This is a genomic window from Sphingopyxis italica, assembly GCF_011926545.1.
Classification (GTDB): Bacteria; Pseudomonadota; Alphaproteobacteria; order Sphingomonadales; family Sphingomonadaceae; genus Sphingopyxis; species Sphingopyxis italica.
The window spans coordinates 1,156,499-1,180,529 of sequence record NZ_JAATIT010000001.1; the positions used below are offsets into that span (position 1 = coordinate 1,156,499).

19 protein-coding genes and 1 tRNA gene are annotated in these 24,031 nt (G+C 64.8%); 8 read left to right on the plus strand and 12 right to left on the minus strand.

Features of this window, described 5'->3' with window-relative positions:
* Positions 1-19 precede the first annotated feature (19 nt).
* Complete coding sequence (locus GGR90_RS05185) at positions 20-2,692, plus strand: TonB-dependent receptor (RefSeq protein WP_245198395.1); 2,673 nt, start codon at positions 20-22, stop codon at positions 2,690-2,692.
* Positions 2,693-2,771: 79 nt separating this feature from the next.
* Here the strand turns inward: GGR90_RS05185 and GGR90_RS05190 are convergent, their stop codons facing one another.
* Positions 2,772-2,969, minus strand: coding sequence for a hypothetical protein (locus GGR90_RS05190; RefSeq protein ID WP_167919917.1), 198 nt, complete (start codon positions 2,967-2,969; stop codon positions 2,772-2,774).
* A gap of 138 nt (positions 2,970-3,107) precedes the next feature.
* Positions 3,108-4,262, minus strand: a complete 1,155-nt coding sequence (locus GGR90_RS05195; protein ID WP_167919919.1) for a hypothetical protein — start codon at positions 4,260-4,262, stop codon at positions 3,108-3,110.
* Between the two features lie 347 nt (positions 4,263-4,609).
* Between GGR90_RS05195 and GGR90_RS05200 the strand changes: the two genes are divergently transcribed.
* Positions 4,610-6,262, plus strand: a complete 1,653-nt coding sequence (locus GGR90_RS05200) for an ATP-dependent nuclease (RefSeq protein WP_167919921.1) — start codon at positions 4,610-4,612, stop codon at positions 6,260-6,262.
* Positions 6,263-6,350: 88 nt separating this feature from the next.
* Here GGR90_RS05200 and GGR90_RS05205 read toward each other — a convergent pair whose 3' ends face one another.
* The 3 genes from GGR90_RS05205 to GGR90_RS05215 all read right to left on the minus strand — a co-directional run bounded on the left by GGR90_RS05205 (position 6,351) and on the right by GGR90_RS05215 (position 9,651).
* Complete coding sequence (locus GGR90_RS05205) at positions 6,351-6,908, minus strand: rRNA large subunit pseudouridine synthase E (RefSeq protein ID WP_167919923.1); 558 nt, start codon at positions 6,906-6,908, stop codon at positions 6,351-6,353.
* A gap of 161 nt (positions 6,909-7,069) precedes the next feature.
* Positions 7,070-8,902, minus strand: coding sequence for a translational GTPase TypA (gene typA / locus GGR90_RS05210; protein WP_167919925.1), 1,833 nt, complete (start codon positions 8,900-8,902; stop codon positions 7,070-7,072).
* 98 nt (positions 8,903-9,000) lie between these two features.
* Positions 9,001-9,651 carry a 5'-methylthioadenosine/S-adenosylhomocysteine nucleosidase family protein gene (locus GGR90_RS05215; protein WP_167919927.1) on the minus strand — a complete coding sequence of 217 codons (651 nt, stop codon included), beginning with the start codon at positions 9,649-9,651 and terminating at the stop codon, positions 9,001-9,003.
* Positions 9,652-9,755: 104 nt separating this feature from the next.
* On the opposite strand from GGR90_RS05215, the gene GGR90_RS05220 reads away from it, so the two are divergent.
* The 3 genes from GGR90_RS05220 (at position 9,756) to GGR90_RS05230 (ending at position 12,730) form a co-directional block, all read left to right on the plus strand.
* Positions 9,756-10,712: a bile acid:sodium symporter family protein gene (locus GGR90_RS05220; RefSeq protein WP_167919929.1), complete on the plus strand. Its 957-nt coding sequence runs from the start codon at positions 9,756-9,758 to the stop codon at positions 10,710-10,712.
* A 77-nt stretch (positions 10,713-10,789) separates the two neighbouring features.
* On the plus strand, positions 10,790-12,001 hold the full coding sequence (locus tag GGR90_RS05225) for a toxic anion resistance protein (protein WP_167919931.1): 1,212 nt from the start codon (positions 10,790-10,792) through the stop codon (positions 11,999-12,001).
* Between the two features lie 9 nt (positions 12,002-12,010).
* Entirely contained in the window at positions 12,011-12,730 is a 720-nt protein-coding gene (locus GGR90_RS05230) for a hypothetical protein (RefSeq protein WP_245198396.1), read from the plus strand.
* A gap of 94 nt (positions 12,731-12,824) precedes the next feature.
* Here the strand turns inward: GGR90_RS05230 and GGR90_RS05235 are convergent, their stop codons facing one another.
* From GGR90_RS05235 to GGR90_RS05255, 5 genes are all read right to left on the minus strand, one after another.
* Positions 12,825-13,619 carry a response regulator gene (locus GGR90_RS05235; protein ID WP_167919935.1) on the minus strand — a complete coding sequence of 265 codons (795 nt, stop codon included), beginning with the start codon at positions 13,617-13,619 and terminating at the stop codon, positions 12,825-12,827.
* The gene (locus GGR90_RS05240; RefSeq protein ID WP_167919937.1) at positions 13,616-14,740 is read right to left on the minus strand and encodes a sensor histidine kinase; all 1,125 of its coding nucleotides are present in this window, start codon (positions 14,738-14,740) and stop codon (positions 13,616-13,618) included. Before GGR90_RS05240 ends, GGR90_RS05235 begins: the two co-directional genes overlap by 4 nt.
* Before the next feature lie 186 nt (positions 14,741-14,926).
* Positions 14,927-17,788: a TonB-dependent receptor domain-containing protein gene (locus GGR90_RS05245; RefSeq protein WP_167919939.1), complete on the minus strand. Its 2,862-nt coding sequence runs from the start codon at positions 17,786-17,788 to the stop codon at positions 14,927-14,929.
* Between the two features lie 28 nt (positions 17,789-17,816).
* Positions 17,817-18,311, minus strand: coding sequence for a hypothetical protein (locus GGR90_RS05250; protein WP_167919941.1), 495 nt, complete (start codon positions 18,309-18,311; stop codon positions 17,817-17,819).
* A 237-nt stretch (positions 18,312-18,548) separates the two neighbouring features.
* Positions 18,549-18,622: transfer RNA gene (locus GGR90_RS05255), tRNA-Gln, on the minus strand.
* A gap of 154 nt (positions 18,623-18,776) precedes the next feature.
* Between GGR90_RS05255 and GGR90_RS05260 the strand changes: the two genes are divergently transcribed.
* Together GGR90_RS05260 and GGR90_RS05265 are read left to right on the plus strand one after the other, a co-directional pair.
* Positions 18,777-20,069 (plus strand): FAD-dependent oxidoreductase, encoded by a 1,293-nt coding sequence (locus tag GGR90_RS05260; protein ID WP_167919943.1) that lies wholly within the window; start codon positions 18,777-18,779, stop codon positions 20,067-20,069.
* On the plus strand, positions 20,066-20,491 hold the full coding sequence (locus tag GGR90_RS05265) for a DoxX family protein (RefSeq protein WP_342449888.1): 426 nt from the start codon (positions 20,066-20,068) through the stop codon (positions 20,489-20,491). The genes GGR90_RS05260 and GGR90_RS05265 overlap by 4 nt, the downstream gene beginning before the upstream one ends.
* A gap of 88 nt (positions 20,492-20,579) precedes the next feature.
* Here GGR90_RS05265 and GGR90_RS05270 read toward each other — a convergent pair whose 3' ends face one another.
* The gene (locus GGR90_RS05270; protein WP_167919945.1) at positions 20,580-21,851 is read right to left on the minus strand and encodes a dipeptidase; all 1,272 of its coding nucleotides are present in this window, start codon (positions 21,849-21,851) and stop codon (positions 20,580-20,582) included.
* A gap of 78 nt (positions 21,852-21,929) precedes the next feature.
* On the opposite strand from GGR90_RS05270, the gene GGR90_RS05275 reads away from it, so the two are divergent.
* Positions 21,930-23,105: an acyl-CoA dehydrogenase family protein gene (locus GGR90_RS05275; RefSeq protein WP_167919947.1), complete on the plus strand. Its 1,176-nt coding sequence runs from the start codon at positions 21,930-21,932 to the stop codon at positions 23,103-23,105.
* Between the two features lie 3 nt (positions 23,106-23,108).
* Here GGR90_RS05275 and GGR90_RS05280 read toward each other — a convergent pair whose 3' ends face one another.
* On the minus strand, positions 23,109-23,918 hold the full coding sequence (locus GGR90_RS05280; protein WP_167919949.1) for a hypothetical protein: 810 nt from the start codon (positions 23,916-23,918) through the stop codon (positions 23,109-23,111).
* Positions 23,919-24,031: the final 113 nt, after the last annotated feature.

The window sequence follows — 24,031 nt, forward strand, 5'->3', positions numbered from 1 at the left end:
GATGAGGAGGGAATTTGACATGACCAATATGCGATATTGGCTCGCTTCGGCGAGCATTGGTACGATGCTTTTCGCCGCCAACGCGGCACAGGCCCAGACCCCGGCGCCCGCCGCCGACGCCGCGGCCGAAAGCGAGATCGTCGTCACCGGAATCCGTGGCTCGCTCCGCGAAGCGATCGACGCGAAGCGCGACCTGTCGGTGATCGCCGATGTCGTCGCCGCCGAGGATGTCGGCAAATTCCCCGACAAGAATGTCGCCGAGGCGCTCCAGCGCGTCCCCGGTATCGTCGTCAACCGCGAATTCGGCGAAGGCGAGCGCGTCTCGCTGCGCGGCACCGCGCCGAACCTCACCAAGACGCTGCTCAACGGCCACAGCGTCGCGACCGCCGACTGGTTCATCCTCGATCAGGTCGCCTCGACGCGCAGCTTCAACTATCTGACCCTGCCCGCCGAGATCATCGGCCGCCTCGAAGTCTATAAGAGCCCACAGGCCGACGTCGAGGAAGGCGGGGTCGGCGGCACGATCAACGTCATCACGCGCAACCCGCTCGACCTCGACCCACTCACCCTCTCCGCCTCGGTGCAGGCCGCCTATTCCGACCTCTCGGGCAAGGTCGACCCGCAGGTCTCGGGCCTCGTCAGCTGGAAGAATGAAGACGAGACCTTCGGCGTCCTCGTCGGCGCGATCTATCAGAAACGCCGCACGCGCCGCGACGGGCTCGAAATCTTCGGCTACCGCTCCTTCCCCGTCGGCGGCGGCGACGCGCTGGTCCCGACCTTGATCGGCTCGACGCTGTTCGAACAGGACCGCGAACGCTACGGCGCCAACATCGGCATCCAGTTCCGCCCGTCGGACGCGCTCGAAATCAACATCACCGGGCTCTACTCGCGCTTCAACGCCGACAATTTCAACCAGAATTATATCGCGTGGGGCGAACAGGCGCTCGCCGGCGGCGGCACGATCAGCAATGCGGTGGTGCGGGACGGCGTCGCGGTCTCGGGCGACATCGCCTCGGCGAACGGCGGCACGACGGGCTTCGGCGTCGTTTACGATGCGATCGACCGGCAGGCCGTCGCCAAGACCGTCTCGGCCGATTTCGACCTCACCTACCGCCCGACCGACAGCCTCTCGGTCCATTTCAAGGCCGGCTGGACCAAGGCGAACGGCGACACGAGCAACGAGAATTTCATCGAGTTCGCCGGCCCCGGCGCGTTCAGCTACGACCTCACCAGCGGCCGGCCCGAAGTCAGCTTCGCGAACCCCGATCCGCTCGATCCCGCGGGAATCCGCCCCGATTTCGGGCGCATCCAATCGGTCACCAACGACGATGAGGAGAAATATTTCTACCTCGACGTCGAAAAAGAGGTCGAATGGGGTCCGATGACGGCGCTCAAATTCGGGGTCAAATATACCGACCACGACCGCGTCGCCGAACGCTTCGCGACCAATGGCGGCGTCTTCACCCCCGGCCTCACCTGCGACGGCGCACCGTGCACCTCGGCCGATTTCGCGACCGGCGGCGGCATGCCCGGCGACTTCCTCGACAATATCGCGTCGCCCGGAACGCTTCGCGATTATTGGCGCGTCGATCCCGCGAAGCTGCGCGCCATCTATGGCGCGTCGACGTCGCCCTCAAACGACCGCTTCCTCGTTCCCGGCAACGCTTACTCGATCAACGAAAAGGCGTGGGGCGGCTACGGCCTCGCCAAATTCGGCGGCGACGGCTGGCGCGGCAATGTCGGCGTGCGCGTGATCGAGACCAAGCAGACGTCGGACGGCTTCATCATCGGCGGCACCGATCCCGAGTTCACCAACCCGTTCGGCGGCTTCACCCCGTCGCGCGCGAAACGCTCCTACACCGACATTTTGCCGAGCGCGAACCTCTCGGTCGACCTGTCCGATCAGGTCGTGCTGCGCTTCGCCGCGGGCAAGACGGTGACGCGCCCCGACTTCGTCGACATCACCCCCGGCGTCGACCTCAACGGCACGCTGCTCACCGGCCGCGGCGGCGATCCGAACCTCGATCCCTATCGCGCCAACCAGTATGACCTGTCGATCGAGTGGTATCCCGACCGCGAGACGATCGTCGCGCTCGCCGCCTTCTACAAGGACATCCAGTCCTACATCGTCAACACGACCTCGACCGAGGTCCTGCCGAGCGTCTTCGTTCCGGGGTCGGAGCCTGCGGGCTGCGTCGCGGCGGGTGGCGCCAATCCGAACCTGTTCGATTGCCCCTATCAGATCAACCGCCGCAGCAACGGCGATGGCGGGCGCAACCAGGGCTTCGAATTCCAGGTGTCGCGCCCGATCTGGGGCGGCTTCGGCGCGGTGGTCAACTACACCTATTCGGACGCCAAGGCGAACAATGGCGACCCGATCCCGGGCAATTCGAAGCATTCGCTCAACCTGACGGGCTATTATGAGAATGACCTCGTCAGCGCGCGGCTCTCGTACAACTACCGGTCGAAATTCTTCATCGACATCGACCGCGCCGCACCGCTCAATCAGGCCGCGCTCTCGTCGCTCGACGCCTCGGTCAGCGTCAACATCACCGACAATATCGCGCTCACCGCCGACGCGGTGAACCTGACGAACGAGAAGATCGAGCAATATTCGGGCACCCGCGACCGCCCGCGCGCGATCTACGACAACGGCCGCATCTTCTATGTCGGCGCGCGGCTGAAATTCTGACCGGCTCCATTTTCCTTCCCCCTTGATGGGGGAAGGATACGCCGGTCGTTCTTTCAACGTCAGCGTGAACGGCCGCTCCTCAGAACCGCCCCTCGAACGTCAGGCCGATCATCCGCGGTTCGCCGAACAGCGCCTGCATCCGGCCGCCATTCTCGTACTGATAGTCATAATATTCATCGTCGAAGATGTTCGTCGCGACCAGATAGGCGCCGAAATTCTCGTTGCCATATCCGACCTTGGCGTTGACCAAGGTGCGCGCGGGCACGTCGCGGCCCATGCTCTGGTCCTCCCTGTGGCGAAGCCATGGGGAGGTGGCAGCGGCGTAGCCGCTGACGGAGGGGCGATGACGCAACGTCGCGGCCCCTCCACCACCCTTCGGGCGGTCCCCCTCCCCATCGCTGTGCGACAGGGAGGATCATTCGTCCGCTTTCGCCGCCTTCGCCTTCCGCGCCTGTCGCCACGAAGGCCTTTTCTTCACCGCCGCCACGCCGTCATCGGCCGCGCTCGCCAGCGGCACCGCCGACGTCCGCTCGCCCCGCGCCTCGGCGCCCTCGAGCCATTCGCGATATTTCTCGGGAATATCGCCGCCGGCCTCGACCCACTCGGCCTCGCCCGCGAAGCGTTGCACCGGCTCGGCATCGGCGAGCCCCTCGAACGTCTGCAGCGGCCCATATAGGGGAATGTTCTTCTCGTTCACCCGCACCAGCTCGATCCCCGGATCGTCGAGCTGCGCGTCGATCGCCTCGGGCCCGCCGTCTGCCATCGCGGCATAGAGCGCGCGCTGCCGCGCGGCGAGCGCGAGCAGCGCCGCCCCGATCTCGGCCTCCGCCTGGGCATCGAGCGCCGCCCCCTCGAACCCCTCGATCAGCGCCGCGGCCTCATCCTGCCCCCCGGCCGCGTCGCCCGCCCCCACCGCAGCACCACCATGGATCACCGTCCGCACCGTCGTCGTCGAGGCCTCCGCCACGGTGCCTGTGGCGCCCGCCGCCGCCACCGCGCCGCTCGCAGCCCCATTCCCGCTCGCGTCGAGCCCCTCGACTGCCTTGGCAGGCGCTCGGGATAAACTTCCGCCAAAGGCGGAAGTCGAGACGCCCATCGGGCTAGCGCCAGCCACAGCCCCCGCGCTCGCCCGCGTCGAGAAATAGTTGATCACCGTCCGCTTGCCGCCCGCGTCCTGCCCGTAATGGCGCAGGCAGAACATCAGCAGCGCGTCATTGTGCCGCCGCCGGAACCCCATCAATTTCCCGGCGACAAAGACGGGCACCAGATAGCCGTCGATCGCGCGTTCGAACGCGATATCCTTCAGCCGCGCGACCCCGAAATCGAGCGCCGCCTCCCACGCCCGCCGAAACCCCTCCGCCCCCGCCGCGCGCCGCAGCGTATAGCAGTTCGTCTGCGCCATATTGACCATCGCGGCCGCGCGGCGGACCGACCCCGTATCGGCGAGCGCCGCGATAAACGCCCGCTGCCGCTCGGGCGTCCATCCGTCGTGCCGATATTTGCGCGGCACCGGCGTAAACTCGGGAAGCGGCGGCCGCGCCTCCTTCGCGATTGGGGTGCGGTTCTGCATGATGAGCCCTCCTGTCTGCCGAAGCCTGTCTGATCCGAATGTGTCGAGCGAAGCCGAGAGGCGAATCGGACAGGATATGACGTGGTGGGATAATGTAGGAAAGGGATTTGTTTATGGTTTGTTCTTTTTGAGCGATCAAGACGGCTTTGCTCCTCATCTAAGTCGTAACCGACTTTGAGACGGCCGCCCAATACCTGCCGTCGGCACACGCTGCGACACCGTGGCAACACGCGCCCAATCACAGTTCCCGACGTTGCGAATCCTTTCCAAGATTTGGACGTCTGCTATGCGGCAAGGGTCGCCAACCTAGGCACGGATGATTATCCTGAGATGCGGGAGGAGCGCGCATGCTAAAATCGGTGACCATTAGCTTCAGCGAAACAGGAAGTTTCGATCTTGAGACAAAGGGCATTACGATCTTTGTTGGACCAAATAACTCTGGGAAGAGTCTTGTCCTTCGTGAGATCGAGGCTGTTGTTAGCCACGACCCACTTCCAAGCAACCTCAAGATCGTTACCGATTTCGAAATAGAATGGCCGAATGCGTCAACCATTCATGAGCAGGTGGAGAAAGCTAAGGCAAATACGCCTCCTAATGCCCCGGTAGGACATGTCCATTTGGGCCGAATAAATCTGAATGGTGGAAGAGAATTTTCGGAAATAAATATCTCGACACTGACGAATTTCGCGAATCAAAAAACGCAAAAAGGTTGGATAACAACTCAGTTTATTAAATGGGGGGTTATCCGTCTTGATGGGCGATCAAGGTTTAATCTTACGAACGATCAGGCGGGTGGAGACCTTGAAGCGCCGCCACAAAACGTCTTGTCGCATTTCTTCATAGACGAGTCGGCTCGGGCGAGCGTTAGGACACTCGTTAAAGACGCGTTCAACGTTAATTTTTACGTCGATCCAACCAACCTTGGGCAACTCCGAATAAAGCTGGCTGATGGATTGCTGCCTACCGACGAACAGTCCTTGGGTTTGAACGCCAGGAACTTTTATCGCAACGCCACCCATATCAAAGACGCCAGCGACGGTGTACAAGCGTTCACAGGCATTGTGACGGCAGTCCTATCGGGCGAGTACCATACGATTCTGATCGACGAGCCTGAAGCCTTTCTACACCCGCCACTCGCTCGCAAGCTGGGGAAGAGCCTGGCAGGAATAGCAGCCAAGCGGAACGGAGCGTTGCTGGCATCGACCCACAGTTCCGACTTTCTTATGGGCTGCGTTCAAGCCTCGCCATCAGTGAAGGTCGTGAGGCTCGAATACAGTCAGGGCAAGTCACGAGCACGGTCGATTGACCCCAAGTCATTGGAAGGTTTTCTTAAACGGCCACTGATGAGGAGCGCCAACGTTATTTCTGGTCTCTTTCACGACGGCGTCATAGTCCTGGAATCGGACAACGACCGCGCATTTTATAGCGAGATTTTTTATCGCTTGGCCGAGGGAAAGCCGGACTATCCGTCCATCCTTTTTGTCAATGCGCAGAATAAGCAGACCATTCGGGAAATCATCGGCCCTCTAAGGGAGTTTGGAGTGCCAGCTGCAGCAATACCGGACATCGACATCGTAAAGGACGGCGGGAAGACCTGGACCGACTGGCTGAAGGCTGCAAAGATTCCCGCAGCTTTACATGCCGGACTCGGTCAGCAGCGCGCGGCAATTGACATCGCCTTAAGAGCGTCGGGAAAGGATATGAAGACCGATGGCGGCTTCAAACTGCTGAGCGACCCGGATCGATTGGCGGCTGACGTGCTGTTCGACAGCCTTGAGGCCTTCGGCGTGTTCCCAGTCCGTGGAGGAGAAGTCGAAAATTGGCTTTCGAACCTGAATGTGCCTGGCAAAAAGACCGATTGGGCCGTTGCAATGCTGGAACGCCTCGGATCGGACGCGAGCGACCCGAATTATGTCGAACCATCGGGAGACGACGTGTGGGCGTTTCTCGAAAAGATCGTTGCCTGGATCAAGAACCCCGGTCGGAAAGGCACGGGGTAGCTTTGTCGCCTGCCAGAAGGTCTGCTTCCCACTCTTGAGCACTTCAAACCGGCCTAACGGTGGGCGACCAAAATCCGCCTAGAGCTATTCAGCTTGTTTCCCGCCATTCTCCCAACGCCAAATCCCCGATCTCCCACCCCCCGATCCGCCAGCGGACAAGCCGCAGCGTCGGATAGCCGACTGCGGCGGTCATGCGGCGGACCTGACGGTTGCGGCCTTCGGTGATCGTCAGTTCGATCCACGCATCGGGCACGCTCTTGCGGTATCGCACCGGCGGGTCGCGGTCCCAGAGCTGGGGCGGGTCGATCCGGCGGACGGTCGCGGGGCGGGTCGGGCCGTCGTTCAGCGTGACGCCGCGGCGCAGCGCCTCCAGCGCGGCTTCGTCGGGCTCGCCCTCGACCTGCGCCAGATAGGTTTTGGGCGTCTTGTGCTTCGGCGACGAAATCCGCGCCTGCAGCGCGCCGTCGTCGGTCAGGATCAACAGGCCCTCGCTATCGCGGTCCAGCCGGCCGGCGGGATAGACGCCGGGGACGTTGATATAGTCGGACAGCGTTGCGCGCGGGCCATTGGCGCCCGCCGTCATGCCCTTGTCGGTGAATTGCGACAGCACGCCCCACGGCTTGTTGAACAGGATCAGGCGGGCCAACCGGGCCTCCTCTCGATCAAGACCGATCGAGATTCAGTTCAGGGCGAGTCGAAAATGGTGCTTTTGCGAGACCCGGCGCGCAGCGTACTTTTGGTACGTGAGCACCGGAAGCTCGCAAAAGGGCCATTTGCAGGCCGCCATGGGCTGAATATCGGTCGGTCTTACGCCGCTTCCTTCTTGCGCGACGCTTTCTTCCGCTCGTGCGGGTCGAGCAGCGCCTTGCGGATGCGGATATTCTTCGGGGTCACCTCGACCATTTCGTCGTCGTCGATATAGGCGATCGCCTGCTCCAGCGTCATGCGCTTCGGCGGGGTCAGGCGGATCGCGTCGTCCTTGCCCGTCGAACGGAAGTTCGTGAGCTGCTTCGACTTCATCGGGTTGACTTCGAGATCGTCGGGCTTCGCATTCTCGCCGATGATCATGCCCTCGTACAGCGCCTCGCCGGGCGAGACGAACAGGATGCCGCGTTCTTCGAGCGGGCCCAAGGCATAGGCAACCGCTTCGCCGTTGCCGTTCGAGATCAGGACGCCGTTCTGGCGGCCCGCGATCTGGCCCTTGTGCGGGCCATATTTCTCGAACAGCCGGTTCATGATCCCGGTGCCGCGCGTGTCGGACAGGAATTCGCCATGATAGCCGATCAGGCCGCGCGACGGGCCGCTGAAGGTGATGCGCGTCTTGCCGCCGCCCGACGGACGCATGTCGGTGAGGTCGGCCTTGCGGATCTGCATCTTCTCGACGACCGTGCCGCTATGCTCGTCGTCGACGTCGATGACGACGGTTTCATAAGGCTCGGTGCGCTTGCCAGCTTCGTCTTCGCCGAACAGCACTTTCGGGCGGCTGATCCCGAGTTCGAAGCCTTCGCGGCGCATCGTTTCGATGAGCACGCCGAGCTGGAGCTCGCCGCGGCCCGCGACGTCGAAGCTGTCCTTGTCGGCGCTTTCGGTGATGCGGATTGCGACGTTCGTTTCGGCTTCGCGCGTCAGACGATCGCGGATCATGCGGCTCGTCACCTTGCTGCCTTCGCGGCCCGCCATCGGGCTGTCGTTGACGGCGAAGCGCATCGACAGCGTCGGCGGATCGATCGGCTGCGCGGCGATCGGTTCGCTGACGCTGGTGTCGGCGATCGTGTTGGCGACGGTCGCGTTGGTCAGGCCCGCGATCGCGACGATATCGCCCGCTTTCGCTTCCTCCACGGGAACGCGCTCCAGTCCGCGGAACGCCAGCAGCTTCGACGCGCGGCCGGTCTCGATCACCTTGCCGTCCATGTCGAGCGCGTGGATCGGCTGGTTGACCTTGACCGTGCCCGACTGGACGCGGCCGGTCAGGATGCGGCCGATGAAATTGTCGCGGTCGAGCAGGGTCGCGAGGAAGGTGAACGGCGCGTCTTCATCGAGGCCCGGGGTCGGGACGTGCGACACGATCGTCTTGAACAGCGGCTCGAGCGTGCCTTCGCGCGCATCGGGGCTTTCGGACGCATAGCCGCCGCGGCCCGAGGCATAGAGGATCGGGAAGTCGAGCTGTTCGTCATTGGCTTCCAATGCGAGGAACAGTTCGAACACTTCGTCGAGCACTTCGGCGGCGCGCGCGTCGCTGCGGTCGATCTTGTTGACGACGACGATCGGCTTCAGGCCGAGCGCGAGCGCCTTGCCGGTGACGAACTTGGTCTGCGGCATCGGGCCTTCGGCGGCGTCGACGAGCAGGATGACGCCATCGACCATCGACAGGATGCGCTCGACCTCACCGCCGAAATCGGCGTGGCCCGGGGTGTCGACGATGTTGATGCGCGTCAGGTCCGCGCCCTCACCCCACTCGACGCTGGTGCATTTGGCCAGGATGGTGATCCCGCGTTCCTTTTCCAAGTCATTGGAATCCATGGCTCTTTCTTCGACACGCTGGTTGTCGCGAAAGGTCCCCGACTGGCGGAACAGCTGGTCGACGAGAGTGGTCTTGCCATGATCGACGTGGGCGATAATGGCGATATTGCGCAAAGACATGCGGATGAGCCTTAATGTAAGGGGGCAGCGCCCTGAGCGCCGCGAAACGCCGCGCCCCTAACAGAAGCGGTGCTGCGGCGCAACAAAATTGCCGGTGGTCAAAGCCGTTCGAGCAGGCGTTCGATTTCGCCCGCCGCGGCGCGTGCCGCGCGGACCAGATTGGCGTGGAAATCGCCCGCGCTGGCGTCATTCGCCTCGTCGGTCACGGCCTTGATCGCGGCCCAGGGCTTGCCGAGCCGCCACGCGACCTGCGCGACCGCGCCGACCTCCATGTCGACGAGCGTGGCGCCAAGCGCCGCGAGGTCGGCGGCGGCGTCGGGGCAAGCGACGAAGCTGTCGCCGCTCGCGATCCGCGCATGCGGCAGGCCGAGTCCCGGATCGGCCATCGCGGTGAAATGCGCCTCTCCGGCTTCGCCGATCGGCCAGTCGCCCGCACGGTAACGACGAAAGAGGCCGGGCTGATTGGCGCCATAATCATGCTGCAACGCTTCGGCGATCCAGTAAGCGCCTGGCGCGGCGCCGAGCGACCCGCATGTGCCGGTCATCAACAGCATGTCGGCACCGCCCGCCAACGCACCGGCGCACAGCGCGGCGTTGACCTTGCCGAGCCCGCAGGTCGCGATGGCGAGCGCAAGGCCCTGCGCCTCGAGGCGGCGGACGGCGAAAGGGCCTTCGTCCTTCGTGCCTTCGCCGGCGAATAGGGCGTCGGCTTCTTCGGGAAGCGCGGCGAGGATGAGGATTTGGGCCATCGCGCTTGCATACCCTCGTTTCCGTTCGTGTCGAGTTGCGAACGGATGAGGGAATCCAGCAGGCCGCTTGCCAACCCCGCCGCATCCCGCCATCGCTCGCCTTCATGCTCGCCCGCCTCTTCCCCGACCGCTTCGTTCCCGTGCTGCTCGCGACGATCCTGCTCGCCAGCCTGCTGCCGGTGCGCGGCGCGGCGGTGCCGGTCGCGCAGGCGATTTCGACCGCGGCGATCATCTTCCTCTTCTTCCTCAACGGCGTGCGTCTGCCGCGCGAGGAAGTGCTTCACGGTATCCGAAACTGGAAATTGCAGGGGAGCGCGCTCGCCTTCTGCTTCGGCGGCATGGCGCTGCTCGGCCTTGCCGCGCAGGCGGCGACCGCCTCCCTCCTGCCCGCGACGCTCGCGCTCGGCTTCCTTTTCCTTGGCATCCTACCCTCGACCGTCCAATCGGCGACCGCCGCATCGAGCCTCGCCGGCGGCAATGTCGCGGCGAGCGTCGTCGCGGCGGCGCTGCTCAACCTCAGCGGCGTCGCGCTCTCGCCTTTGCTCTTCGCGCTGCTCGCAGGCAACCAGGGCGATATCCATGGCGAAGCGGTGCTGCGCATCGTCTCGATCCTGCTCGTGCCGTTCGTCGCGGGGCAGCTCATGCAGCGCTGGCTGCGGCCGTGGGTGCTCGCGCATCGCGGCCTTGCCACCTTCATGGACCGGAGCGCGATCGCGATCGCTGTCTATGTCGCCTTCTCGGCTGCGGTCGTCGCAGGCATCTGGGGCCTGCTCGACGGACGCGAGATCGCTATCGTCCTCCTTGCGGTCGCAGCGCTGCTCGCGCTCTCCTTCGGCAGCGCCTGGGCGCTCGGCGGGCTACTCAAACTCGCGCGTGCCGATCGCATCACCCTGCTCTTTGCGGGCGCGCAGAAGAGCATCGCGGTCGGCGCACCGCTCGCGGCAACGCTTTTCGCGCCCGCCATCGCCGGCATGGTGCTCGTTCCGATCCTCGTCTATCATATGGCGCAGTTGATCCTGTCCGCCTGGATCGCTCCGGCGCTCAGGGCGGAAAAGGTGTAGTGCTTGAATAACACAGGTGCGCATGCCATATTGGCAGGCGGCCCAGGTTCTCTCTTGGGTGGCTGGAAGGAAGACGAATGAGCGAAGTGACCGCGACGGCAACCGCAACCGACGAGCTGCAGCTGACCCCGCCCGAACCCGTGCCGTCGGTTTCTCCTGAAAAGGCGGCCGGTCTCGTCCCGCTGTCGACCGACCAGAAGTCGAAACTCGGCGAGCGCGTCGACGGATTTATCGACGACCTCGTCGCGCAGGACGTCAATTCGCCCGCCTTCGGACAAAAGGTCGACCAGATCACCAACATGGGCCGCAAGGAGATGCTGGAGGCAGCGAGCCATTCGAACCGCTTCCTCGATCGGCCGATCCGCGCGATGGACCGCGATACCGACATCGGTCAGAATCTGATCGAGCTGCGCACCACGGTCGAGCGGCTCGATCCGTCGGCGAACGGCAAGCTCATTTCGAAACGCGGCTTTCTCGACAAGATCTTCGGCGGCAAGATCAACAATTATTTCGCCCAGTACCGCAGCGCGCAGACGCATATCGGCGGCATCCTGACCGCGCTGTCGAACGGCAAGGACGAGCTGCTCATGGACAATGCGGCGATCGACGTCGAGCGCCGCAAGATGTGGGAATCGATGGGCAAGCTCGAGCAGATGGTCCACATCGCCCAGACGCTCGACGAAAAGCTCGAGGCCAAGGCGAACGAGCTCGACGGCGTCGATCCCGCGAAAGCCAAGGTGCTGCGCGAAAACGCGCTCTTCTACGCGCGCCAGCGCACGCAGGACCTGCTCACGCAAATGGCGGTGACGGTGCAGGGCTATCTCGCGCTCGACCTCGTCAAAAAGAATAATGTCGAACTGGTGAAGGGCGTCGACCGCGCAAGCACGACGACCGTCGGCGCGCTCAAGACCGCGATCACCGTCGCGCAGGCGATGACGAACCAGAAGCTGGTGCTCGAACAGATCACCGCATTGAACGCGACGACCGCGAACATCATCGACGGCACGTCGAAAATGCTCAAGGACAATACCGCGCGCATCCACGAGCAGGCGGCGTCGAGCACCATCCCGATGGAAACACTGCAGCGCGCCTTCCAGAATATCTATGACACGATGGACGCGATCGACACTTTCAAGCTGAAGGCACTCGACAGCATGAAGACGACCGTCACCTCGCTCGAGGGCGAGGTCGCCAAGTCGAAAGGCTATATCGCGCGCGCCGAAGGCGCGAGCCAGGCGCAGGCCAGCGTCGGCAGCGCCGACAGCCCGCTCGCCGCGCTCGAAGGCTAGGCGATGAGCATGAGCGAAGTCGACAAGATCCGGATTACGGCAGCCTCAGCAATCGAACGGTCGCGCGAGCGCCGGCGCCCGATCGGGACGAAGAGCGTAGCGCTGCGCCGCCAGCATCTGTTCAAAAAGATCGGCCGCATGTTCATCGCAGGCGGAGTGGTGCTCCTCGCGGCAGCTTTATTCGGCCTTATCATCCAACCGCTCGGCGGCGTTGGCGTGATGGCGGTGACCGCCTTGCTGATCGGCGTCGCGGTGCTGTTCGGCCGGTCGCCTTTCCCCGAACCGCGCCAGGCCGATCTGCCCAAGGCCGACCTCAAGCAGCTCGCGGGCCGCACCGAAATCTGGCTCGAGGCGCAGCGCCCGGCGCTTCCTGCTCCCGCACGCCAGCTCGTCGACGGCATCGGCGTCCAGCTCGACCTGCTCGCGCCGCAACTCCAGACGCTCGACGCATCGAGCCCCGCGGCGGCCAATATCCGCAAGCTCGTCGGCGAGGATCTGCCCGAGCTCGTCGCGGGCTACCAGCGCATTCCCGCGGGCCTCCGCACCGAAGCACACGCCGGCCGCACCCCCGACGAGACGCTCGTCGGCGGATTGAAGATGCTCGAGGGCGAGATCGGCAATGCGGCGCGCAACCTCGCGGCGGGCGAACTCGACAAGCTCGCGACGCGCGAACGCTATCTCCAGCTCAAATATCAGGGCATCGACGGCGAGGACGTGCCCACCAGCTAGGCGTTCGGTGCCCTAAGCCTGCCGCCAGCGCTGCGTGCCGAACCAGAGCAGCAGCCCCCCCCCGAAACCGGCGGAAATTACCGTCGATCGACGGTCAGCCGACCGCCGGGAGCGAACGGAGCAATTTTTTGGCGTAGACCCGCCCCGCGCCGACGTCGGTGCCGTTGCGCAGGATCACGCGCACGCCTTTCCCGGCCGACCGCCGGACGCTCGCGATCGCGCTTCGCCGCAGCAGCGCGCGGCGATGCACGCGGACGAACTCCTCTTCGGGAAGGTCGAGATCGGCCTGCGCCGCCCTGATCGACCCGCGCAGCAGATAGGATGCGGAGGCGGTGTGCAGCCGGACATAATCATCCTCGGCGGTGATCATGTCGATGTCGGCACGCTGGATACAGGTCAGCGCGCCCGCGGTGCCGCGCAGCCACAGTTCGTCGTTGCGTGGCTGCACTCCCTGCTCGTGATAGCCCGCGCGCAGGTCGTCGATCACGGCGCGCATCTGGGCAATCTGTTCGCGCGCATCGACCGCGGCGAGCCGGTCGCGCGACCGGTCGATCGCCGCGCGCAACCGCGAAATTTCGATCGGCTTGAGGATATAATCGATCGCATGCGCCTCGAAGGCGCGAACGGCGAAATGATCGAACGCCGTCGTGAAAATGACCCCGGGGACCCCATCCTCGGGGAGCCGGCTGAGGACGTCGAAACCCGTTCCGTCGCGCATCTTGATGTCGAGCAGCACGATGTCGGGTTGCAACTCGGCGATCTTCGCGACGGCCTCCCGGCAACCGCTCGCCGACCCGACATGTTCAACCTCGGGAAGCTTCGCGAGGATCAGCTCGAGCCGCCGCAGCGCGAGCGGCTCATCGTCCACGGTCAGGACCCTTATCGTCACCCGGCATATCCCAGCGGCAATTCGAGCGTCGCGCGAAAGCGCGACGCGGGTAACCGCTCGGTCGACAGTTTCGCGTCCGCGCCAAAGCGATTGGACAGCCGGTCGCGGACGTTGCGGAGGCCGGTCTGCGTGCCGCAAACGCCCGTATGAAGCGCCGACGGCGAACAGCTGTTTTCGACCACGATCTTCAGCTGGCCCTGGTCCTCTCGCGCCGTGATCGCGATCCACGCGTCCCCGGCGCCGACCGTTCCGGCGCCGTGTTTGACGGCATTTTCGACCAGCGGTTGCAAGAGAAAGGCCGGCACCGCCGTGCGGCCGAGCGCCCGAGGCAGGTCGATCCGGATGTCGAGGTCGGGATAGCGCGTCCGCTCGATTTCGAGATAGGTCGCCTGCAACGCGACCTCCTCCGCCAGCGAAATGTCGACGTCGGGATTGGTGGCGAGGTTGACTCGGAAAAAACTCGCCAGCCGTTCGACCATCGCATTGGCGTCCTCGGCGCGGCCATCGAGGATCAGCGCCGATACCGCGTTGAAGCTGTTGAACAGGAAATGCGGATTGATCTGGTAATGGAGCGCTTGAAGCTTGGCCGACTGCGCCATCGTGCGAAGCTGCGCCGATCGCCGCTCCTCCGCGCGCGCCTCGAAACCATATTGAACGGCGAGATAGAGGCCGACCCACGCCAGAAAGAACCAGGTCCAGGGCACGAGGGTGCGGATCACCGCGCTGCCGTCGATCGCAAGCTGGACCGGTTCGCCTCTCGCATAAACCAGCGCGAAATAGGTGCACCAGGCGAAGAGTTCGGCCGCGATGAGCGAGGCGAAGAAGACGATCGGCGCCTTTTGGCGCCAGCCCCGCCGGCTCAGCTTCTGCAATATCATGTGAATGGCGAAGCAAAGCGCGAGGCCGATCGCCATGAGCATCAGCCGCACCGCGGTCGCCCGCAGCAGATGCGGATGATGATCGAGCACATCGGCGGTCCACAGCGCCAGCGTGTGCAGGCCCCAGAAGGCGCCCGTAAGCCAGAGGATCACCTGCCGCCGCTGCCGTTCGAGGCTGGCCGGCCGGCCGGTCGTGGCCAGTTCGTAGACGGTGGTGGGGGGAAAGGCCGCGACCTGGTTCATCGCGCGATTATCGCAGGAAGGCGCATGGCTGTCGACCGACGTTCGGCCGCAGAAATCGCGCGTTCACCCTCCCCAAAGGAGGGGCGGAGGGGGTCGAATGTGATGCGCGGACGAAGGCACCACCCTTCGTCCGCACACCGGATCGGCGCCGAGGGGGACTGAGCCCCGGCGCCGGAAGCGTGACCCTTAAAAGCGCATGCTCGCGGTCAGGCTGTAACGGCGTCCGAGGACGTCATAGGTGGTCGGATAGGTGTTCCCCGAATTGAGCGCCGTCGTCCCGACATAGTTGCTGACGAGCGGCGGATTCTTGTCGAGCAGGTTCTGGACCGACAGCGTGAGCGTGAAGATGTCGGCGACCTTGGCCCGGTACGTCAGGTCAAAATAGCTGTAGCTCGGGATGTGCAGATAGTCGGGTTCGATCCCTTCGGCATCCAATATGCGCTCATAATCGGCGCCATCGAGCCAGCGCCACAGCAGCGAAATGTCGCCAAAATCGTCTATCTGCGCCGTCGCGCGCACGTTGAAGCTGTATTTGGGGGTGATTTCGCCGGCGAAGAAGCCGCAGTTCGTGCTGTACTGGCCGACGCATTCCCGGTTTATGCTCGTTGGCGACGCCTTGAATTTCGACTGCTCGGTCCAATTGCCCGACAGGTCGAAGTTGAGCCGCCCGAAGCCGGTGGGCAAGCCGTAGTTGATGCGCAGATCGACGCCCGAGGTGGTGATCGTCCCCTGATTGGTGAGCAGCGCGATCTGGCCCGGCGTATCGCCCCCGCCATTCAGCGAGCCGTTGAGCGGATTGCGGCGGATGAGCGCGCACGCCGCCGCGTCGCCCTCTTCGAAACAGGGGCCGAAGACGTCGTTCGGCGTCGGCAGCGTGATCGCGTCGGTGATCTTGATATGATAATAGTCGGCCGTAATCGCGAGCCCTGGCACCTGCGGCGGCGTCACGACCAGCCCCAGCGTATAGGAATCGGCGATTTCGACATCGAGGTTCGGGTTGCCGCCCGCCGTCTGGTTGATCTGGCCCGACGAAGGCGACGGAATATTCCCGATCGTGCCGGGAGGGGCGCCCTGCGCGATACAGATCGCGGTGAGCGCGGCGTTGCCGACGGGGCTCGAACCCTGGCACGGATCTTCGGCGAGGTTCGCAAGGCCCGTGGTGATCGGCGTGAAGAGCTCCGAAATATTCGGCGACCGCACCGAGTGCTGGTAGATACCGCGCAGCTTGTAGCCGCGGAACGGCTCCCACGTGCCGCCCGCCTTCCACGTCGTGCTGGTGCCCGTGTTCGAATAGTCCGACAGGCGGATGCCCGCTTCGGCGGTCAGGCTATAGATGCCGGGCACATCCTCGACGATCGGCACGATCAGTTCGCCGAAGATTTCCTTCACATCATAGGTGCCCGAAAAAGAGGGCGACGGCGCGCCCGTGCCGAGCACTTCGTCCTGCGTTCCAAAGGCGACGTCGGACACCTGCGACGCGCCATATTTGCGATATTCGGCGCCCAGCGCGAATCCGATCGGCGTTTCCCCGGCAAGGAAATTGCCCAGCTCGCCCGAGATGCTGCCGCTGACGACCGAAAGGCGCGTGCTCACCGTCGATCCCGCCGGCTGGTTGAAGAAGGCGATCGCCTCTTGCGAAATATCGGTGCCGTCGCCGAAGAGGTTGATCGGCACGCACCCGTTCGCCGGATCGGCGCATTCGGTCGTGCTGTTCGCGCGCAGCGCCTGCTGCACGCGCGATTTCAGGCCCCAGTTGATATTGCTGTTCTTGCGGTCCGATTCGCCATGAAGACCATAAACGTCGAAATCGATCGCATCGGTGATCGACCCGCGAACGCCGGCCCAGACCTGGAACTGATTGGTCGTCAGGTTGCGGATGCGCGGCCCGGCCTCGATGAAGCGGCGGTTGATCACCGCCGCGACCTCGCGGTACGCGGGATCGTTCGGACTGGTCGCAGCGCCCGCCGCGGCGCAGTCGGCGGCCGAGATCGCGTTCGACGCGCAAACCTCCGACCGCACCGCATCGGGCAGGAACGGGTTGTTCAGCGGCAATTGCCATGTGTCGCCGAACATTCCCGACGACGCGAGGCTCAGTTGCACCTTCGACCGGGTGAACATGCCCTTCGCATAGATTTCGATGCCGTCGGCGACCTCGTATTGCGCCGCGCCGAACATGTTGTAGCGTTCGAGCGGGGTCTGAAAATAATTGGCGGGCGCGAAATTATACGCGTCGCGCGACCCCACATAGTCGCGCAGCGCGCCGTCGGCGGGATTGTAGATGCGATTGTTGATGCGCGTCGGGGTCGTCGTCCCCGAACCCACCAGGCTGCCGTCGAGGAAATAGGTGTCGCGCGAAACCGCGCGTCCCCCTTGGAACACCGGCTCGACCTTCTGATAGCCGATGTTCAGCACCGCATTGCCGCGACCGTCGTCGAAATTGGCGCCGACCGTCACGTCGAAGCGATAGCGCGCGCCGTCGCCGCGCTCGGTGATGCCGACCGTACTGGCCAGCTCGACCCCCGCAAAGTCGCGCTTGGTGATGAAATTCGCGACGCCGGCGATCGCGTCGGCGCCATAGACCGACGAGGCGCCGCCGGTCACGATCTCGGCGCGCTCGATCAGCGCGACGGGAATGATATTGAGGTCGGTCTCGCTGAGCAGCGACGAGGGCACGAGCCGCGTTCCGTCGAGCAGCACGAGGTTGCGGTTGGTGCCGACGCCGCGCAGGTTGAGCGACGCGAAGCCCGCGCCGCCGTTGTTGACCGCGCTGTTGGCGCCGGGCGACACGCCGGGCAGATCGCCGATCAGCTCCTCGGCATTGGTCGCCTGACGCAGCCCGATTTCACTCTCGCCCACGACCTGGACGGGACTCGACTGTTCGAGATTGGGGTTCTGGATGCGCGATCCGGTGACGACGATCGGCGACGCATCCTCGATCACCGTCTCGCCGCCCGGCACGTCCTGCGCATAGGCCGGCGATATACAGACGGCGCTTCCAAGCAATGTCGTCGAAAGCAGATAGTGACGCGGTCGAAATTTGCCCAACATGTCGATTCTCCCTGTTATTGTCCGTTTTTTATGAAGCGAGCCGGGCCCAGCGATGCGCCGCGAGCGCGATCGGCAGGCCGAAGAGGAACATGTGCGATGCAAGGTCCGCGAAGCTGAGCGACATGCCGCCGGGCGGCACCGCGAAGTTCGAGAGCGGCAGCACCGCGCGGTTCATCACGAAATAGACGGCGACGCCGTAGAGCGGCCCGGTAAGCCAGGGCGATTGCCGCGCCACCGGCGCGACTCGCGCGGCGATGAGCACGAAGGCCGCCGCGAACAGGAACGAGAGCAGGAAATGGCTCACCAGTCCCAAAGGCACCGGAGCGAAGCCCGTCCGCGCCGCGGGGCCCAGCAGCCCCGACGCGATGCTCCGCAATATGTCGGCCGGGCCGACGCCTTTCAGCGCCCATGCCGTAAAGGCGAAACCCAGATCGAGAACGCCGCCCGCCAGCCCGCCGATCAGGATCGCCTTGGCAGGCGCCTCCTGGCCTCCCGCCATTATGACATGGGTAGCCTCGATCATCTTCGTCCCCTTTTCTTCTCGAAAGGGGCGCTAACGCGGGCGGGTCGTCACTTGGAGCGTATCGCCGCCGATCGTCGCGACGATGCGGCCCAACGCAGGCCGATCAGGCGAACGTCGCGTCCCGCGGGGTGAACGGCCGAGCACACGCACGCCAACGCGCCGCTTCGGCCGGGAACGGCCGCTCTGTCGGTGATGGGGAGTTTTCCCCGCGCCCATATGATCGCGGCGGCAGGATGCTGGATGCCCCGCGAGGATTCGAACCTCGATAGGCGGTATCAGAAACCGCAGTCTTACCATTAGACGACGGGGCACCAGAGGCGGGCGCAATATGGCCCGGCGCCCGCGCTGTCAAGGCCGCTGGGGCGGCCCGTACAAGTCCGCTTGCCCTGCCGCATTTCGCCGCTAGCATCACCCCATAACAAAAGGGGGCCGCGCGCAGGCGCGGATACCCGAAGGAGTGGGTTGATGCGTCATGTCGCGATCGTCGGGTCGGGGCCCGCGGGCTATTACACCGCCGAAACATTGCAGAAAGCGGACGATATCGCGGTCGATGTCATCGACCGCCTGCCGGTGCCCTATGGCCTGATCCGCACGGGCGTCGCCCCCGACCACCAGTCGATCAAGGCGGTGTCGCGCCGCTACGAAGGCACGGCGCTCACCGACAATGTCCGCTTCGTCGGCCATGTCTCGGTCGGCAGCGACGTGACGATCGACGAGCTTGTCGGGCTTTATGACGCGGTCATCCTCGCGACCGGCGCACCGAACGACCGCCCGCTCGACATCCCCGGCGCCGACTTGGGCGGCGTGATCGGCAGCGCCGCCTTCGTCGGCTGGTATAACGGCCATCCCGATTTCGCCGATCTCGATCCCCCACTGGGAGCCCCCGGCGTCGCGGTGATCGGCAACGGCAATGTCGCATTGGACGTGGCGCGCATCCTCGCCAAGACGCCGCAAGAATTCGGGGGCAGCGACATCGTCGCGCACGCCCGCGATGCGCTGGCGGCGAGCGCGGTGCGGCATATCCAGATCCTCGGCCGCCGCGGCCCGCACCAGATCGCCATGACGCCGAAGGAACTCGGCGAGCTTGGTCATCTCGAGCGCGCGAGCCCGCGCGTCGACCCCGCCGACCTGCCTCCCGAGGGCGACGACGCGATGCTCGAACCCGGGATGCGCAAGTCGGTGACGCACCTCCGCGGCTTCGCCGCCAACCCCGTCGCCAAGCCGGTGACGATCGATTTCGATTTTTTCGCGATGCCGGTCGCGATCGAAGGAGACGGCAAGGTCCAACGCGTCATCGTCGAACGCACCACGCTCGACGCCGACCTTCGCAGCCACGGCACCGGGGAGACCTATGCCGTCGACGCGGGGCTCGTGATCAGTTGCATCGGCTATCAGACCCCGCCGATCCCCGGCGTTCCCTACGAACATGGCCGCGGCCGCTTTGCGAGCGACGACGGGCGGATCCTGCCCGGACTTTACGCGGTCGGCTGGGCGCGGCGCGGGCCGTCGGGGACGATCGGCACGAACAAGCCCGACGGCGCGCGCATCGGCGAGATGGTGCTGGAGGATATCGGCCGCGGCGCGGGCAAGGCCGGACGTCCCGGGCTCGACGCGCTGCTCGCCAGCCGCGACGTCGTGCCCGTCACCTTTCGCGACTGGCGCCGGATCGAGGAGGCCGAGGTCGCGGCCGCGCTCGACGGCAATCCGCGCGAGAAATTCACCAGCATCGAGGCGATGCTCCAAGCCACGGGGCGGTGAAGGAACCGGTCCGCACCGCGCTGCGCGCACTGCTCGCGCTCGCCTATGGCTATGCCGGCTGGCGCCATCTGGTCACGCCCGCGCCTTTCCTCGCGATCACCCCGCCGTGGGTTCCGCGGCCCGAACTGATCGTCGCCGCGACCGGCATCGCCGAGATCGCGGGCGCGGTCGGCCTGATGATCCCGGCGACGCGCAAGGCGGCCGGTTGGGGCCTCGCGCTCTATGCGCTGTGCGTCTGGCCCGCGAACTTCCACCATGCGCTCGCCCATATCGCCATCGGCGGCGAGACCTTAAGCTGGTGGTATCATGGCCCGCGCCTCGCCGCGCAGCCGCTGATCATCTGGTGGGCGCTGTGGGCCAGCGGGGCGGTCCACTGGCCGTTCGGGAAGTCCGTGGGCAATCCTGAAATCCGTTTACCCTGAGCTTGTCGAAGGGCCGTTCTTCTTTTCGGCGTCGCAGATGGAAGAACGGTGCTTCGACAAGCTCAGCACGAGCGGAGAATCGAGAAGCCTATTTCGCGACCGGCGTCTCGATCGGCGGCTGGCCCTTCTGGCTCGCGGCATAGGCTTCGACCGCCTTCAGCACGCGCAACATGTTGCCGCTGGCGATCTTTTCGAGCTCGGCCTGACTGTAGCCGCGTTTCGCGAGTTCGACGAAGAGCGCCGGATAGCCCGACACATCCTCCATGCCGACCGGCGCCGAATCCATTCCGTCATAGTCGCCGCCCAGCCCGATATGATCGACCCCGATCGTCTTTTTCAGATGATCGATATGGTCCGCCACCTTCGCGACGTCGGTCGTCGGCACCGGATTGGCGGCGTCCCAGGTTTTGAGCGCCGTCTCGGCCGCCGCCGGGTCGCCCGGATACATCGCCTTCAGCCGCGCCGCCTCGGCGGTGCGCGCGAGGCCCTGCGCGCGGACGTCGGCATCGAGGAAGCCCGGCAGCAATACGATCATCACGATCCCGCCGTTCGCCTTTACGGCAGGCAGCACACTGTCGGGGACATTGCGCGGATGCGGATTGATCGCGCGCACCCCCGAATGGCTGAACATCACCGGCGCGTGCGAGGTTTCCAGCGCGTCCTTCATCGTCGCTTCGCTGACATGGCTCAGATCGACGATCATCCCGATGCGGTTCATTTCGCGAACGACCTGGCGGCCAAAATCGGTGAGCCCGTCGTGCGCGGGCACGTCGGTCGAAGCGTCGGCCCAGCTCAAATTCTTCGAATGGGTCAGCGTCATATAACGCGCGCCGAGATCGTACATCTGGCGCAGCACCGCGAGGCTCGAGCCGATCGAATGGCCTCCCTCCATGCCGAGCATGCCGGCGATCTTGCCCGCTTTCATTCCCTTTTCGAGCTCGGCCGAGGTCGACGCGAGCATGAGTTCGTCCGGATAGCGCGCCACGAGCCGCTTCATCACGTCGATCTGCTCGATCGTCTGCTGCACCGCGAGCGGCTCATCGGGATTGCTCGGTACATAGACCGACCAGAATTGCGCGCCGACGCGGCCCTTGCGCAGCCGCTGGAGGTCGGTGTGCATCGCACCCTCGGGCGGGGTGGCATCGGGTTTCGCGGTGTCGGTCGTGTCTTCGAAATCGAAGCTGTTGATCATATTGCCCTCGCGCCCGCGCAGCGCCCACGGCACGTCATTGTGTCCGTCGAACACCGGCGCCTGCTTGAGCGCAGCCTCGGCAACCGCCTCTGGCGACTTCTGTGCGATGGCGGGGGTGGAGATAAGGGCGAAAGCGGCGAGGCCGGCGAGCAGGGAGGGCTTGTTCATGGGAGGCGACCTTAAGTGCTTGAGCCGCCGGTGCAAGCCTTGCTTGACGCAAGCGTCAAGGCCGCGCAGCATCGGTGCATGACAGCTTTCGACGACTGGCGCGCGCGTTCGCCCTATTACGACGAAACCCACGAAGCCTTGGCGCAGAGCGTCCGCCGCTTCGTCACGCGCGAGATCGCGCCGCACATCGATCGCTGGGAGGCCGAGGGCGAACTGCCGCGCGAGCTGCACAAAAAGGCCGCCGATGCCGGCATCCTCGGCCTGCGCTATCCCGAGCGATATGGCGGGCACAGCGAGGGTTTCGACAATTTTCACAGCCTCGTCGTTACCGAGGAGCTCGCGGCCGTCGGCGCGGGAGGGCTTGGCGCTTCGCTGATGACGCACGGCATCGGCCTGCCGCCGATTCTCGCGCTGGGTTCGGAAGAGTTGAAACAGCGCGTCACGCCGCCGGTACTCGCGGGCGAGAAGATCATCGCGCTAGGCATCACCGAGGCGGGCGGCGGCAGCGACGTCGCGAACCTCAAGACCACGGCGGTCAGGGACGGCGATCATTATGTCGTGAACGGCGGCAAGATGTTCATCACCAGCGGCATGCGCGCCGACTGGCTGACCTGCGCGGTGCGCACCGGCGGACCGGGCGCGGCGGGCATCTCGCTGCTGCTGATCGACATGGCCTCGCCCGGCGTCGAGCGCACAAGGCTCGACAAGATGGGCTGGCGCTGCAGCGACACCGCCGCGATCCACTTCAGCGACGTGCGCGTCCCCGCCGAAAACCTCATCGGCACCGAGAACGGCGGCTTCATCGGCATCATGCGCAACTTCAACAGCGAGCGGCTCGGCATGGCGATGGGCTGCTGCGCCTACGCCCGCGTCGCGATGGCCGAGGCGGCGGAATGGGCCAGGCAGCGCGAGACCTTCGGCAAGCCGCTCGTCGGTCACCAGTCGATTCGCATCAAGCTCGCCGACATGGAGCGCCAGATCGAAGCGACGCAGGCCTGGGTCGACCTCTGCGCGTGGCAGGTCAAGACCGGCAAGGACCGCCCCGCCGACTTCGCGATGCTCAAGGTGCAGGCGACGCGGATGCTGGAGGCCGTCGCGCGCGAAGCGGCGCAGGTGCTGGGCGGCGCATCCTACATCACCGGCAGCAAGGTCGAACGCATCTACCGCGAGGTGCGCGTCAACGCGATCGGCGGGGGCAGCGAGGAAATCATGCTCGATCTGGCGGGACGGCAATTGTTCGGCGGCGGCCGCTGAACGTCAGTGCGGGGAGCGCGAACTCCGTTCGCCTGTCCGCGCCAGGCGTTCCACAAGCGCCACGCGCCGATTATGCGCCATCGCGGTACCATTCAGGTCGTCGGCAAGTTCATAGCCGGCGCGGCGCTGCAGATGGCTTAGCAATTCCGCTCGCGCTTCCGGCGCGTGGCGCGACATCTCGTCGGCTAGCGCGTCGATAATCCATGACCATGCCTCGGCTTCGCTGTCGTCCAGCCGATGCGAACGCACCGGCGTTCGGGCGCTTGCGACCTCCCCGGCTGCGGCGACAGGGGTCCATATGACGGGTGCCGTGGAGGTCTTCCGCCATTCCATTTCCAGAAACGCGCTGACCCATAACCCGAAATAGCCCGCCCAGACGAGCACCCACATGACATGTTCACCGATCGTCAAGGGCGTATCGGACAAAGTCCGGTTGGCAACATAACGCAGCGTCAGCATGATCAGCGATGCCCCGACGACATGGAGAGCCAGCCTCGCCAGACCGCCACCACTGGTCCGCGACCGCATCGCCGACCGCAGCGCATGCGCGTACAGCAGCGTGCCTCCCGCGATCGACACCAGGCGAACATCGCTCATCCACAAATAACGGTCGCCGAACACGATTTGCGCCCATGCCGAAAGCACGAGATAGGTGAAGCTTGCGAAGAGGCCAACCCAGACCATAAGGCGCGTGGTGCTGCGGTCTGACGATGGTGATTGCAAAGTCTGGTACATGCGGAAAGCGATAGCCAATCTGTTGATCTTGCGAAAGAGACAGCCGACCAACCGACGCTGTTTTGGCACAAACGACATCCCTCGATCCTCCCGCTTGCCAAAGGGGGATGGCATGGGCGATGCTCGGTGCGACGTGGTGTGTAGCAGATTATCAGGGGACGAACCGATGGAAATATTCGAGACGGTGGGGG